This window comes from Sphingomonas glacialis (assembly GCF_014653575.1).
Lineage (GTDB): Bacteria > Pseudomonadota > Alphaproteobacteria > Sphingomonadales > Sphingomonadaceae > Sphingomonas > Sphingomonas glacialis.
The window spans coordinates 113589-127548 of record NZ_BNAQ01000003.1 but is presented as its reverse complement, the minus strand read 5'-3'; the positions used below and the strand labels follow the sequence as shown (position 1 = coordinate 127548).

Sequence of the window (13960 nt, the reverse complement as noted above, 5' to 3'; positions counted from 1 at the left end):
CAGGATCAGCTCCCGAGCGGGCCGAAACCACCGAGCCCACGCAGATATTGGGCACGAATGGTCGTCGTAACAACCCCCTCGGGTACGACGATCCGCGCCATGTCGAGCTTGGGGCGGGTACGACCGAGCTTCACGTTGCTCGCAAAACCCGCGCCGTCGCTCCAGAAATTGAACTTGTTCTTGCCGTCGCGATTGTGCGTGAAGAGCAGCGCATAGGGGCCAGGCGTCGGCACGCGGATGCACAGGCTCACCGGGCCGGTCTGCGGCGTCGGCAGGCGGACGCGGCGGAAGAACTTGCCTTCCTTGATCAGGTCGCGATCGTCCTTGAGGAAATCGGCCTCGGTCGCGGGATAGAGTTCGAGCTTCAACTCGCCGGTGCGGTCCTTCAACCCTTCGACGTTGACGCGAATCGCGGGGTCCCCGGTGCTGCACGCCGAGGCATCGCTGCCGAGCACTTGCGCAGCCTGCGCCGCAGCGGGGAGTCCTGTCACTGCGAGCAGCGCCGTCACCCCAGCCAGAATCTTGCGCATCTTCAATTCTTCCTCACCAGGCCGACCAGCCCGAAGATCGCGACCAGCACGACATGGACGAGTAGCGGCAGCGCCGCCGTCACTGCGATCAGCACCGACAGCTCGGCATCTTGCCCGATCAATAAGGTGGCGAAGGTGGCGAAAAGGAGGTCTTTGTTCGGCACCAGCGGCAAGCGTCCGACGATCATCCGCGCCGCCGACAGCAACAGCCACATACCGAGCGTGACCGTCGGCAGGCCGAAATGCCATGTAAAAGCGATCAGGATGCAGCCGGCGATCAACCGCAAGCAATGGACCCCGAAGATCCACCACAAGGTCGCGCGCGGCAGCGAGAAGACGCGCTTCGAAAAGATCAGGAACGGCAGCGACATCGCAAACACCGCGACCACCGACCAGATCGCGTTGTGCAGCCCGTGCGGGGTGAGCAGCCCGATGCCGAGCGGCATGGCGACGGCGATCATCGCGAGCGTCACCATGTTGCCGGCGATCGCCGAGAGGATGCTGACGTCCTTCACCGCGCCGAACGGGGCGGCGACCATCGACGAGCGTTGGCGTGCCCAGGCGTAGAAATACGCCTCGCCCGAATAATTGAGGATGTCGTTGGCGATTCGCTTCTTCGTCAGCGCGACGAAGCCGGCCGCGGGGATCCCCCACAGCCGCCGGAAGATGATGAAGTCGCCCGTCACCGGCGCGATATAGAGCAGCGCGAAGAAGAGGTAGAAGAGCGGGTTGGTCGGCATCGCCGCCAAGAGGCTGTCGACGCCGAGCGCGCGCAGCTTGAGCCCGAGCCAGACGATCATCACCACCGTAACCGCGGCGCCGAGATACGACGGCCAACGGCGCTTGAGCGGGGCCATCGGCTCCAATCCGGCAAGGTCAGCGCTGCCGGTCAATCCCGGCAAGGGGGGCAAAGGGGCGTAGGGTCCCGACCCGGGGGTCGTAGCGCCAGGTCCGGGGCCGGTCTTCATCTGTGTCACGTGGCGCGTTTGTCCGCTGGTTCAAGCCGGTCGAAGCGCTGCATTGGCCCGGCTTAGCGGCAGAAGTGTGGCGCGCGCGCGTCCGTATGTCGAGCGACGCGACGGCGTGCGTCATCGCACGAACGCCGTGTTTCCTCGTTTCCGGGGAAACTTTTGCTACAAAGTGACGTTAGCGTCGCTCATCATGTTGAGTCCCAGACCCCCCGCCGCGCATATTCTCGCTTTTGCCCAAACGCTTGAGGGCGGTGGTGTCGAAAAGGCGCTGCTGCGGCTCGTCAAGGGATGGAGCGATCTCGGCCGGCGCGTGACGCTGGTGATCGGCGACGCCACGGGCCCGCTGTCGCGCGATCTGCCCGATAATGTCGAGACTCGGCTGCTCGGACGGTCCTCGATGATCGGCATGGGCGGCCTCGCCGCAGTGACGCACGAGATTGGCCCCGACGTGTTGTTCTGCCCCGGCAACCACTATTCCGCGCTTGCGGCCTGGACCAAATTGCGGCTCGGCAGCGCGTGTCCGCCGATTGTTGCGAAGATTTCGAACGCACTGGTTCGGCGCGACCACGGTCCTGCCTTTGCGATGGCCTATCGCCGCTGGCTGCGCTGGCATCCGAGCTTTGTCGACCGGCTGGTCGCGATGAGCCCCGCGATGGCGGAAGAAGCGTGTGCCGAGATGGGCGCGGATCGCGCGATGTTGAGCGTCATCCCCAATCCACCGGTCCTTGGCACTCGCGATGCAGTGCTGCCCGCCATGCCGGCCGGGCGGTTCCTGCTCGGCGTCGGGCGACTCGCGCCGCAGAAGCGCTGGGACCGGCTGATCGATGCGTTCGATCGCATCGCCGATCGCGATATCGCGCTGATGATCGTCGGTGAGGGGGCCGAGCGTCCCGCGCTAGAGGCGCAGATCGCCGCACTCGGACTTGGCGGGCGGGTCTCGCTGCCGGGACATGTCGCCGACCCCACCCCGGTGATCGCGCGCGCAGCGGCGCTGGCGCTCGTTTCGGATTTCGAAGGCGTACCCGGTGTGCTGCGCGAGTCACTCGCGGTCGGAACGCCCGTCATCAGCACCGATTCGAGCGTCGCGGTGCGCGAGATCATCACGCGTCCGTCGCTCGGCACGATCGTCACGCCGGGGGACGCGGGCGCGCTGGTCGCGGCGCTTGACGACTGGCTTGCCCCCGGTCGCGCACGCCCGCGGCCGGTGCCGCAGCCGGGCGAGCATGCCGCCGAGGCCTATCTCGATCTGTTCGACGAAGTGGTGCTCGAACGCCGCTTTGCGATGGCGGCCTGACGCGCCGTCGCGCCGTCGGGATCAGGCCGCGGTCGGCTTGACCCGGTCAGGATGCGCGGCGGCGATCTCCGGCACTGCGCTGGCCGCCGCATCCGCAGCGACCAGGCGTGGCCAGGCATCGAGCGGGACGGCGAATCGGCGCGCGTTGTAGAGTTGCGGCACCAGGCAGATGTCGGCGAGATTGGGCGCCGCGCCACCGAGGAAGGGGCCGGGCAGATCGGCGGTCATCGCTTCGAGCGCGGTCAGCCCCTCGATGATCCAGTGCGCATACCACGTCTCGCGCGCGGCTTGATCGGCGCCGAACTGCGCGGTCAGTTGGTTGAGCACGCGCAGATTGTCGATCGGGTGGATGTCGGCGGCGATCACCAGCGCTTGCGCCTGCACCTGCGCGCGCGCGACCGGATCGGCGGGCAGCAGCGCAGGCGCCGGATAGGCGGTGTCGAGATAGTCGATGATCGCGAGGCTCTGCGTCAGGATCGCCCCATCGATGGCGAGTGCGGGGACGAGGCCTTGCGGGTTGCGCGCCAGAAACTCGGACGCGCGCTGCGCACCCTGCGTCAGATCGACGGCGATGCTCTCATACGCCACCTGCTTGAGGTTGAGCGCGATGCGGACACGATACGCCGCCGAGGAGCGCCAATAATCGTAGAGGATCATGCCTCGGCGTCCCCCTCCGCCTCCGAGCTCCGCTCGAGCGCGACCTTGATCATTGCGGTCATCGGGTCGGCGAGCGTCAGCCCGATGATGCCGAACAGCGTACCGGCGAGGATCTGCATCGACAGCGTCAGCGCCGGCGGCAGATCGACCGTTCGTTTGGCGACCATCGGGATGATGACATAGCCGTCGAGCCCCTGGATGAAGATATAGATGCCGATCGCGGCGAGCCCCGTATTCATCCCCGCACTGAAGCCGACCGAGATCATGATGATCCCGCTGGTGATTGCGCCGATATTGGGAATGAAGGCGAGGATGCCGGTGATGATGCCGAGCACCAAGGCCATCGGCACGCCGGCAATGGCGAGCGCGATCCCTGTCATAACGCCTTCGATCGCCATGCCGAACAAGCGCCCGGCAAGCAGCCGGCGCATCGTCTTGGCCATCTCCTCGATCGTGCCCGAGAAGCGCTTGCGCTGGTCGCTCGGCACCATCCACTGCAGCCCGCCTTCGTAGAGCCGTGGCTCCATCGCGATGAACAGGCCGATCACCAGCACCATGACGAGACTTGCCAGCGCGCCGAACGCAATGCCGAGATACGAGGTAAGCTTGCCGAACGACCCGAGCGCCTGCTGCATGATGCCGTTGAGATCGGCCTTGCCCGGCATGATCCCCTTTTGCGAGGCCCAGGTGATAAGCTTGGTCGCCTGGGTCATCAACGTCGCGCGCAATTGCTCGAACTGCTGGGTGATGCCGGCGCCGGTCAGATAGAAGACGATCGCGATGAACAGCACGGTCAGCACCACGACGATCGCGAGCCGATAGGCGCGGCCGATCGGCAGCACGCGGCCGAGCAGGCGCACCCCGCCGTCAAGCATCGAGGCGAAAACGAGGCCGCCGAAGATGATCAGCAATGGCTGAATCAGCAACACGACGAGCGCGATCGCGCCCGCCAGCCCGAGCCACACGGTCGCGCGCTTCAACTCCTGTCGGACGAAGGGATCGCGCAGTTCGTTGGGGGCCGGTTCGGTCACGATCTTGGCTTGGGCCGTGTCTTCGCTCACTGGGAACGCTCCGCATGCAGCGAGGTGCCGGCGCGGCCACCGCGGAACGATTGTCCCCAGGTCAGCGGGTTCCAGCTTCCCAAGCCTGTCTTGGAAAAGGTGATGAACTCGGCGCGACCGCCGAGATATTCCCACGGCACCGGACCACCCAGGCCCTGTTCGGCCAGCGAGAAGCGACTGTCGGCGCTGCGATCGCGATTGTCGCCCATCAGGAAGACGTGACCCGCCGGGATCGTGACTTCCTTATAGTTATCGCCGATCGACGGCCCGAGCTCGACGGTGTCGTAGTGCCGCCCGTTGGGCAGCGTCTCGGTGATGACGGGGACATGGCAGACGGTCTTGCCATCGGGGGCGGTGCGCAGCGCGTCGTCGCCGAGATCGCAGGTCGCGCGTTCGGGCGCGGGAAGCTGAACACCGCCGTAATTGGGGATGTCGACATAATGCAGCGGGCCGCGCTTCACGGGCACGCCGTTGAGGATCACGGTGCCGTCGCGCACTTCTAGGCGGTCGCCGGGCAGGCCGATCAGCCGCTTGATATAATCGGTCTCGGTGCCCGGCGGGGTGACGATGACGACGTCGCCGCGCTCGGGCAGATGGCCAAGCAAGCGGCCCTTGATGAACGGCAGCAGATGGAAGGTCGGCGAGACGAACGACCAGCCGTAAGGGAACTTGCTGACGACCAGCTGATCGCCGACGAGCAGCCCCGGCAGCATCGATTCCGAAGGGATATAGAACGGCTTGGCGATGAAGGTGTGGAAGCCGAGCACCGCGAGGATCAGCCAGAAGATGCCGCGCACTTCGCCCGCCCAGTCGGTCCGCCCCTTTATGGGCTGCGTTGCGGGCTCGTGGGGGACGGGCTCGGTCGTCTCTTGCGTGCGCAGGGCCACATCCTCACTCATACGCTATCCTTCATGACCGCTTCGATGATCACGAAGGCCTGCGCCCAGGGGTGATCGTCGGTCATCGTCAAATGGAGCATCGCGACGTGGCCGTCGGGCGTGATCGCGTCAAGCCTCGCCTTTGCCCCGCCGGTCAGCGCCAGTGTCGGCGCGCCCGAGGGGGCGTTGACGACACCGATATCTCGCATGAACACGCCAGCCTTGAATCCGGTACCGACGGCTTTCGAAAAAGCTTCCTTGGCGGCGAAGCGCTTGGCGAGCGTGCCGGCCTTGGTGAAAGGGCGGCGGGCGGCTTTCGCTTGTTCGAGCGGGGTGAACACGCGATTTTCGAAGCGCGCGCCGAAGCGGTCGAGCGACGCCTGGATCCGCTCGATGTTACAGAGGTCCGAACCGATGCCGATGATCATCGCAGATTCCCCTCCCGCTTGCGGGAAGGGTTAGGGGAGGGGCGTGCCTCCAGCGCCGCGCTCGTAGGAACCGGCCCTCCCCCAGCCCCTCCCGCAAGCGGGAGGGGAGCAGGTCGCGCGCCTGTCACCGCGCCGCGTCCATCGCCGCGCGCATCTGGCGGACGGCGTGGTCGAGCCCGACGAACAGAGCCTCGCCGACCAGGAAATGCCCGATGTTCAGCTCGCGCACCTGCGGGATCGCCGCGATCGGCGCGACATTGGCATAGGTCAGCCCGTGCCCGGCATGGACCTCGATGCCGTTCTTCGCCGCCAGCGCCGCTGCATCGGCCAGGCGGCGCAACTCGGCGGTCTGCGCTTCGCCCGTGAGATCGCAGTAGCGGCCGGTATGTAGTTCGATCACCGGCGCGCCGAGCCGGATCACGGCATCGATCTGGCGCGCATCGGGTTCGATGAACAGCGAGACGCGGATCCCGGCATCGCGCAACGCGCCGACCAGCGGCGCGAGCCGATCGTAACGCCCGGCAGCATCGAGCCCGCCTTCGGTTGTCACTTCCTCGCGCTTTTCGGGGACGATGCAGGCGGCATGCGGCGTATGGCGCAGCGCGATCGCGAGCATTTCCTCGGTCGCCGCCATTTCGAGGTTGAGCGGGATCGTCAATTGCTCGGATAGGCGGGCGATATCGTCGTCGGTGATGTGGCGGCGATCCTCGCGCAGATGCGCGGTGATGCCGTCGGCACCCGCTTCGGCGGCGAGCAGCGCGGCGCGTACCGGATCGGGATAGCCCGCGCCGCGTGCATTGCGCACCGTTGCGACATGGTCGATGTTGACGCCGAGGCGCAGTTCGCGGTTCATGCTGCGCGACTCCCGGGCTTGATCGCGGGGATCGCCGCGAGTTCGGGCGGCAAGGCGTCCGCCGCATAGGTCGGCACGTCGAGCCGGATCAGCGGGAAGAACGGCACGCCCAAATCGGCGGTCCCGCTCGAGCGATCGACCAGCGCCGCCGCTGCGACCGTCTCGCCGCCGGCGCGCGCGATCGCCGCGATCGCCTCGCGCGACGACAGGCCGGTGGTGACGACGTCCTCCATCATCAAAACCTTGGTGCCTGGTTCGATCCGGAAGCCGCGGCGAAGTTCGAACACGCCCTCGGGCCGTTCGAGGAACATCGCCGGCACGCCGAGCGCACGGCCCATTTCATGCCCGGCGATCACGCCGCCCATGGCAGGCGAGATCACCGCGGCGATGCTCGCGCGCAGCTCGGCTGGCAAGCGCGCGACGAGCGCTTCGGCCAGCCGTGCACCGCGCGCCGGGTCCATCAGCACGCGCGCGCATTGCAGATAGCGTGGCGAGCGCAGCCCCGACGACAGGATGAAGTGCCCCTCCAACAAGGCCTCGGCGGCGCGGAATTCGGCAATCACATCGGCGTCGGTCATTGGTGGTCCGTCCTGCGGGGAGAGCCGCCTGATTAGGGTCGCGCGCCGCGTCGCGCAACGATTGTGCCAAAAAAGGCGTCGGCGCGGGTTGAGGCGAGGGCATAGCCTGCTATACGCCAAGCGATAAAGGCGTATCCCCGCCTTGATAATGCCGTAAAAGCGGCGCTGCAGAGGGTAGAAGCAGACGATGCGTAGGATCGGGATCAAATCGATCGTGCTGGCGGCGAGCCTCGCGATCTCGAGCATCGGAGCGGCCGACGCCGCGCCGCAACCCGCCCCGATCGCGCCTGTCGCCAAACCCGTCGAAGCCGCGCCGGTCGCCGCTTCGCCCGCCACGGTGCAAGCCGCCCCCGCCGCAGTCGCTGCCCCCGCAGTCTCGAACGATCCGATGCTCGCGGTCGACGGCGCACCCGCGATGGCGATCGACCCCAAGGTCGGCCAGCCGGTCGACGGGCTGATCACGATCCAGCCGCAGGTCACCCCGAACGGCAAGCAGGCGCTGTGGTTCCACAATTGGCTGCTCGTGCCGACGATCACGATCATCACGATCTTCGTGCTGCTGCTGCTCGTCTGGGTCGTCATCCGCTATCGCCGCGCCAACAACCCGGTCGCATCGAAGACGTCGCACAACACGATCCTCGAAGTGCTGTGGACCGGTGTCCCGGTGTTGATCCTGCTCGGCCTAGCGCTCCCCTCGATCGGGCTACTGCAGGCGCAGTACAAGCCCGCGCCGAAGACCGCGGTGACGCTCAAGGCGATCGGCAACCAATGGTATTGGTCGTATCAATATCCCGACAATGGCGGGTTCGAGATCACCGCGAACATGCTCAAGGAAGCTGGCGAGACCGGCAAGGGCGAGCGCGCACGGACCGCGATCGACGGTCCGCGGCTGCTCGCGACCGACAACCGCGTCGTGCTCCCGGTCGGCGTTCCGATCCGACTGATCACGACCTCGAACGACGTGATCCACAGCTGGGAAATCCCGGCGTTCTGGATCAAGCTCGACGCCGTTCCGGGCCGCCTCAACGAGACGAGCTTCACGATCGACAAGCCCGGCGTCTATTTCGGCGTCTGTTCCGAGCTTTGCGGCGCGCGCCACGGCTATATGCCGATTACGGTCGAGGCGGTGACCCCCGCGGTCTATGCGCAGTGGGTCAAGGCCAAGGGCGGCACGATGCCGGGTGCGGCAGCAGCGCCCGCCACCGCCGAGCCCGCGGTCGACGTGACCGCGAACGTCACCGGGCCGGTCGCCGACGGCGCAGCCACCGGACCTGTCAGAAACACGAGCGCGACGGCCAATGCCGCCGGCGCCGGCACAGTTGGACAATAAGCCATGACCGACTCCGCTCTCACCGGACACGCGTTCGACGCGCACCCGCATTCGGATGCGCGCGCGCATGACGATCACCAGATGTCGTTCTTCGCGCGCTGGTTCATGTCAACCAACCACAAGGACATCGGGACGCTGTACCTGATCTTCGCGATCACCGCGGGGATCATCGGCGGCGCGATCTCGGGGCTGATGCGCGCCGAGCTCGCCGAGCCGGGCATCCAGTATCTCGGCTATTGGGCAAGCTTCCTGCCCGGTGGCGAGCAGGGGCTCGATCACTCGCTCCATCTGTGGAACGTGCTGATCACCGCGCACGGTCTGATCATGGTGTTCTTCATGGTGATGCCGGCGATGATCGGCGGTTTCGGCAACTGGTTCGTCCCGATCATGATCGGCGCGCCCGACATGGCCTTTCCGCGGATGAACAACATCTCGTTCTGGCTGCTGATCCCTTCGTTCACGCTGCTGCTCGCTTCGCCCTTCTTCGGTGGTGCGGGTAACGGCTGGACGCTGTATGCGCCGCTCTCGACCTATGGCGAGCCGGGGCCGTCGACTGACATGGCGATCCTGTCGCTCCATCTCGCGGGTGCCTCGTCGATCCTCGGCGCGATCAACTTCATCACGACGATCTTCAACATGCGCGCGCCGGGCATGACGCTGCACAAGATGCCGCTGTTCGTGTGGTCGGTGCTCGTCACCGCCTTCCTGCTGCTGCTGGCGCTGCCGGTGCTCGCGGCCGCGATCACGATGCTGCTGACCGACCGCAATTTCGGTACGACCTTCTTCGATCCGGCCGGCGGCGGCGATCCGATCCTGTATCAGCATCTGTTCTGGTTCTTCGGTCACCCTGAGGTCTACATCATGATCCTGCCGGGCTTCGGCATCGTCAGCCAGGTGATCTCGACCTTCTCGAAGAAGCCCGTCTTCGGCTATCTCGGCATGGCGTACGCGATGGTCGCGATCGGCGTGGTCGGCTTCGTCGTGTGGGCGCACCACATGTTCACCACGGGCCTCAGCGTGAACACCAAGATGTACTTCACCGCGGCGACGATGGTGATCGCGGTGCCGACCGGCATCAAGATCTTCTCGTGGATCGCGACGATGTGGGGCGGTTCGCTCAGCTTCAAGACGCCGATGCTGTGGGCGATCGGTTTCATCTTCATGTTCACCGTCGGCGGCGTCACCGGCGTCGTGCTCGCCAATGGCGGCATCGACGATTACATGCAGGACAGCTACTACGTCGTGGCGCATTTCCACTACGTGCTGTCGCTGGGTGCGGTGTTCTCGCTCTTCTGCGGCTTCTATTACTGGTTCCCGAAAATGTCGGGGAAGATGTACAACGAAACGCTCGGGCAGATTCACTATTATGTGTTCTTCCTCGGCGTGAACGTGCTGTTCTTCCCGATGCACTTCCTCGGCCTCCAGAACATGCAGCGCCGCGTGCCCGACTACACCGACGCGCTGGCGCATTGGAACTGGGTCGCGACGCTCGGTTACAAGATCATGGCGGCATCGATGCTGGTGTTCTTCGTCAACGTCATCTGGTCGCTCGCCAAGGGCAAGCCCGCTGGCGACAGCCCCTGGGGCGAGGGTGCCACGACGCTTGAATGGACGCTGTCGAGCCCGCCGCCATATCACCAGTTCGAGACGCTGCCGCGGATCGACTGAGCTTGCGACCCTCGCCGCCCGTGCGGCGAGGGTCGATCTTTTTCTCCCCTCCCGCTTGCGAGAGGGGTAGGGGTGGGCGCGCGCTCACCCAGCGACTCAGCGCCCGGTTTGGAGCGTGAGCCCACCCCCAGCCCCTCCCGCACGCGGGAGGGGGGTAGAAATGAAATGACCGTAACCACGCTTACCCCCACCGCGACGCTCCCCGCCGACTGGCGCGATTTCTTCGCGCTGACCAAGCCGCGCGTCATGCGGTCGGTGGTGTTCACCGCTTTGTGCGGAATGCTCGCAGCACCGGTGCAGCTCCCGTTCGTGCTCGGCTTCACCGCGATCCTGTGCATCGCGCTCGCCGCAGGCTCGGCGGGGGCGCTCAACCAATGGTACGAGTCCGACATCGACGCGCTGATGAAGCGCACCGCCAAGCGTCCGCTTCCTGCCGGCAAGATGGAGCGCGAGACCGCGCTGCAGTTCGGCGTCGGGCTCGGGGTCTTCTCGGTGCTGCTGATGGGGATGGCGATCGGGCTGCTCGCGGCGACGCTGCTCGCCGCATCGATCCTGTTCTACGTGCTCGTCTACACCGTCGGCCTCAAGCGCCGCACGCCGCAGAACATCGTCATCGGCGGTGCCGCGGGGGCATTCCCGCCGCTGATCGGCTGGGTCGCGGCGACCGGCAGCATTTCGACGCTCCCGCTGCTGATGTTCGCGATCATCTTCCTGTGGACTCCGCCGCACAGCTGGGCGCTCGCGCTGCTGATCCGTGATGATTACGCCAAGGGCGGCGTGCCGATGCTCCCCGTCGTGGCGAGCGCGCGCACCACGCGCTGGCAGATGCTGTTCTACGCCGTGCTGATGGCCGCCGCGGCGGTGTCGCCCTGGGCGCTCGGCCTGGCTGGCGCGACTTACGGGATCATCGCGGCGGTGACGTCGGCGGTCTTTGTCGGGCTCACCGCCTGGGTCGTCGTCCAGCGCGCGGCGACGCCGGCCGAGATGAAGGCCGAACGCTTCCTGTTCGTCTATTCGATCGGCTATATCCTCGCGATCTTCGCGACCCTCGCAATCGATCGGCTGACGACATGAACCCCGACCCGCGCCCCGACCTGTCGATCCCGCACGCCGACCTCGTCCGCAAGCGCCAGCGCACGCGCGCAGCGGTGCTGGGCGTGATTCTCGGTGCGTTCGTCGTCCTGGTGTTCGCAATCACCATCGCCAAGATCAAGGCGGGGATGCCGCACTGATGGTGCTCGACGGCAAGCTTCGTACCGCGCTCTTTGCCGTTCTGGGCATTTGCTTCATGACCGGGCTCGGCTGGGCGAGCATCCCGCTTTACCGGATGTTCTGCCAGGCGACGGGGCTCAACGGCACGACGCAGCGCGCGCTGCGCGCGCCCGGTGCGGTCAACCAGCAGATCCGCATCGATTTCGACACCAATGTCGCGCCGCACATGCCGTGGAAGTTCGCGCCTGAAAACCCGTCCGAGACGGTCGATATCGGCGCGCGCGACATGGCGTTCTTCACCGCGACCAACACGTCGGACAAGCCGATCACGGGCACCGCGACGTTCAACGTGACGCCGTCGCAGGCGGGCAAATATTTCACCAAGATCCAGTGCTTCTGCTTCACACAGCAGACCTTGAAGCCCGGCGAGACCGCGCGGATGCCGGTGATCTTCTTCGTCGACCCCAAGATCCTCCAGGATCCCGACGCAAGCGACGTCCAGACGATCACGTTGAGCTACACGTTTTACCCGGTGGATTCCGCGAAGGCCAAAGGCTAGAACAGGGTCACGGGACGAGATAGAGACCAGAGCAGAGGGAAAACCCATGGCCGGTGCGAAGAACCACGATTACCATATTTTACCACCGAGCATTTGGCCGTTCGCCGGATCGATGGCTGCGCTCGTGATGGCAGCTGGCGGGATCATGTGGATGCATTCGTCCGCTGGCGGTGGTCTGGTGTTCTACGCCGGTTTGGCGGGCGTGCTCGCGGTGATGTACGGCTGGTGGCGCCAGGTCATCGTCGAGGCGCATGCCGGCGACCATACCCCGGTCGTCCAGCTCCACCTGCGCTACGGCATGATCCTGTTCATCGCCTCCGAGGTGATGTTCTTCGTCGGCTGGTTCTGGGCGTTCTTCGACTTCTCGCTCTTCCCCGCGCACATCGCGTACGATTCGGTCGCCAAGACCGTCAGTGTCGTCACCGACACGGCGGGCACATGGCCGCCAAAGGGGCTCGAGGTCATCAATGCCTTCCGCTTCCCGCTGCTCAACACGCTGATCCTGCTGACCAGCGGCACGACGATCACCTGGGCACACCATGCGCTGATCCACGGCGACCGCGACGGGCTCAAGAAGGGGCTGTGGTGCACGATCGTGCTCGGGCTGATCTTCAGCTGCATCCAGGCGTACGAATATGCCGACGCGCCGTTCCCCTTCAAGGGGCTCAACTATGGTGCGTCGTTCTTCATGGCGACCGGCTTCCACGGCTTCCACGTGATGATCGGCACGGTCTTCCTGATCGTTTGCCAGATCCGCGTCTATCGCGGCGATTTCACCCCCAAGCAGCATTTCGGCTTCGAAGCGGCGGCCTGGTACTGGCACTTCGTCGACGTCGTGTGGCTGTTCCTGTTCGTCTCGATCTATGTCTGGGGTGGCTGGGGCGCACCGGTCCACGCAGGGTGAGCCTGTGACCGAGCAGCGGGCGAAGGCCGTGGCGCCGACGCCCGTTGCCGCAGCGCTGAAGGGCCTGTGCCCGCGCTGCGGCGCGCCCGGGCTGTTCAAGGGCGTGCTCGACTTCGGCGATCGCTGCAAAGTCTGCGGGCTCGATTTCACCACCTTCAATGTCGGTGACGGGCCCGCCGCGATCCTGACGCTGGTGCTCGGCGCGATCGTCGTCGGGCTCGCGATCACGATCCAGCTGGCATACGGCCCGCCGATCTGGCTGCAGATGCTGATCTGGCTGCCGATCACCGTCGTCAGTGTGGTCGGATCGCTGCGGATCGCGAAAGCCGCGTTGCTCGGCTCCGAATATCGCACCGCCGCGCACGAAGGGCGGATCGCGCCGACCGAGACACTGCCGTGAAACGTGTCCCGCTGATCCCGACACTGATCGTCGGCATCGCGATCGTCGCGATGATCGGGCTCGGCATCTGGCAGCTCGAGCGCCGCAGCGAGAAGGCGGCGCTGCTCGCCCGCTATGCGCGCAACGTGACGTTGCCACCGATGGCATTCCCGCGCGACCCGACCGACGCAAAGCTCCTTTTCCGCCGGGCGAGCGCGCTGTGCCTGCAGCCGATCAGCTTCGCGATCGAAGGTGGCCGCAACGCGCGCGGCGGCACTGGCTGGCGTCAGATCGCAAGGTGTCGCACGGGTGCCGAAGGACCGGGCTTCACGGTCCAGCTCGGATTCGGCACCGATCCGCACGCCAAGCCCGTCTGGAAGGGCGGGCCCGTCACCGGATATCTGACCTACGCGCCCGATCATGCGGCGCTGATCGCCGGGATGGTCGGGGAAGGCGCGCCTAAGACGCTGATGCTCGTCGCTGATCCGCCGGCCGCCGGGCTCGACCCCAATCCCGGCCCCGATCTCGACGCGGTGCCCAACAATCACCTTGCCTATGCGGTACAATGGTTCGTGTTCGCGAGCCTTGCCGCAATTATCTATGCCGTGGCCTTGCGGCGGCGAACGGTTGCCGAGTCGGCTCCACCCCGCTAACCGCT

Annotated in this window: 17 protein-coding genes; 9 read left to right on the top strand and 8 right to left on the bottom strand. The window is 66.0% G+C overall.

Going from position 1 to position 13960, the window contains the following annotated elements:
* Positions 1-5 precede the first annotated feature (5 nt).
* Both IE187_RS11300 and IE187_RS11295 read right to left on the bottom strand, forming a co-directional pair.
* Complete coding sequence (locus IE187_RS11300; RefSeq protein ID WP_189676358.1) at positions 6-530, bottom strand: DUF2141 domain-containing protein; 525 nt, start codon at positions 528-530, stop codon at positions 6-8.
* 2 nt (positions 531-532) lie between these two features.
* Positions 533-1387, bottom strand: a complete 855-nt coding sequence (locus IE187_RS11295; protein ID WP_229839373.1) for a hypothetical protein — start codon at positions 1385-1387, stop codon at positions 533-535.
* A gap of 304 nt (positions 1388-1691) precedes the next feature.
* Between IE187_RS11295 and IE187_RS11290 the strand changes: the two genes are divergently transcribed.
* Positions 1692-2795, top strand: coding sequence for a glycosyltransferase (locus IE187_RS11290; RefSeq protein WP_189676357.1), 1104 nt, complete (start codon positions 1692-1694; stop codon positions 2793-2795).
* A 21-nt stretch (positions 2796-2816) separates the two neighbouring features.
* On the opposite strand, the gene maiA is transcribed toward IE187_RS11290, so the two are convergent.
* From maiA to pyrE, 6 genes are all read right to left on the bottom strand, one after another.
* On the bottom strand, positions 2817-3452 hold the full coding sequence (gene maiA, locus IE187_RS11285; protein ID WP_189676356.1) for a maleylacetoacetate isomerase: 636 nt from the start codon (positions 3450-3452) through the stop codon (positions 2817-2819).
* Entirely contained in the window at positions 3449-4513 is a 1065-nt protein-coding gene (locus IE187_RS11280; protein WP_133191483.1) for an AI-2E family transporter, read from the bottom strand. Before IE187_RS11280 ends, maiA begins: the two co-directional genes overlap by 4 nt.
* On the bottom strand, positions 4510-5412 hold the full coding sequence (lepB, locus tag IE187_RS11275; protein WP_189676355.1) for a signal peptidase I: 903 nt from the start codon (positions 5410-5412) through the stop codon (positions 4510-4512). The genes IE187_RS11280 and lepB overlap by 4 nt, the downstream gene beginning before the upstream one ends.
* On the bottom strand, positions 5409-5819 hold the full coding sequence (gene acpS, locus IE187_RS11270; protein WP_140850854.1) for a holo-ACP synthase: 411 nt from the start codon (positions 5817-5819) through the stop codon (positions 5409-5411). Before acpS ends, lepB begins: the two co-directional genes overlap by 4 nt.
* Before the next feature lie 124 nt (positions 5820-5943).
* On the bottom strand, positions 5944-6672 hold the full coding sequence (locus IE187_RS11265) for a pyridoxine 5'-phosphate synthase (RefSeq protein ID WP_189676354.1): 729 nt from the start codon (positions 6670-6672) through the stop codon (positions 5944-5946).
* Positions 6669-7250, bottom strand: coding sequence for an orotate phosphoribosyltransferase (pyrE, locus tag IE187_RS11260; RefSeq protein WP_133191487.1), 582 nt, complete (start codon positions 7248-7250; stop codon positions 6669-6671). Before pyrE ends, IE187_RS11265 begins: the two co-directional genes overlap by 4 nt.
* A gap of 187 nt (positions 7251-7437) precedes the next feature.
* Between pyrE and coxB the strand changes: the two genes are divergently transcribed.
* From coxB to IE187_RS11220, 8 genes are all read left to right on the top strand, one after another.
* Positions 7438-8580, top strand: a complete 1143-nt coding sequence (gene coxB, locus IE187_RS11255) for a cytochrome c oxidase subunit II (RefSeq protein ID WP_189676353.1) — start codon at positions 7438-7440, stop codon at positions 8578-8580.
* A gap of 3 nt (positions 8581-8583) precedes the next feature.
* Positions 8584-10248: a cytochrome c oxidase subunit I gene (gene ctaD / locus IE187_RS11250; RefSeq protein ID WP_189676352.1), complete on the top strand. Its 1665-nt coding sequence runs from the start codon at positions 8584-8586 to the stop codon at positions 10246-10248.
* A gap of 165 nt (positions 10249-10413) precedes the next feature.
* Positions 10414-11322 (top strand): heme o synthase, encoded by a 909-nt coding sequence (locus tag IE187_RS11245; RefSeq protein WP_133191490.1) that lies wholly within the window; start codon positions 10414-10416, stop codon positions 11320-11322.
* On the top strand, positions 11319-11480 hold the full coding sequence (locus IE187_RS11240; protein WP_165954550.1) for a cytochrome c oxidase system small membrane protein: 162 nt from the start codon (positions 11319-11321) through the stop codon (positions 11478-11480). Before IE187_RS11245 ends, IE187_RS11240 begins: the two co-directional genes overlap by 4 nt.
* Positions 11480-12019, top strand: coding sequence for a cytochrome c oxidase assembly protein (locus IE187_RS11235; RefSeq protein WP_189676351.1), 540 nt, complete (start codon positions 11480-11482; stop codon positions 12017-12019). Before IE187_RS11240 ends, IE187_RS11235 begins: the two co-directional genes overlap by 1 nt.
* Before the next feature lie 46 nt (positions 12020-12065).
* Positions 12066-12923: a cytochrome c oxidase subunit 3 gene (locus IE187_RS11230; RefSeq protein ID WP_133191492.1), complete on the top strand. Its 858-nt coding sequence runs from the start codon at positions 12066-12068 to the stop codon at positions 12921-12923.
* 4 nt (positions 12924-12927) lie between these two features.
* Positions 12928-13323 (top strand): DUF983 domain-containing protein, encoded by a 396-nt coding sequence (locus tag IE187_RS11225; RefSeq protein WP_189676350.1) that lies wholly within the window; start codon positions 12928-12930, stop codon positions 13321-13323.
* Positions 13320-13955: an SURF1 family protein gene (locus tag IE187_RS11220; RefSeq protein WP_189676349.1), complete on the top strand. Its 636-nt coding sequence runs from the start codon at positions 13320-13322 to the stop codon at positions 13953-13955. The genes IE187_RS11225 and IE187_RS11220 overlap by 4 nt, the downstream gene beginning before the upstream one ends.
* The last annotated feature ends 5 nt before the right edge of the window (positions 13956-13960 follow it).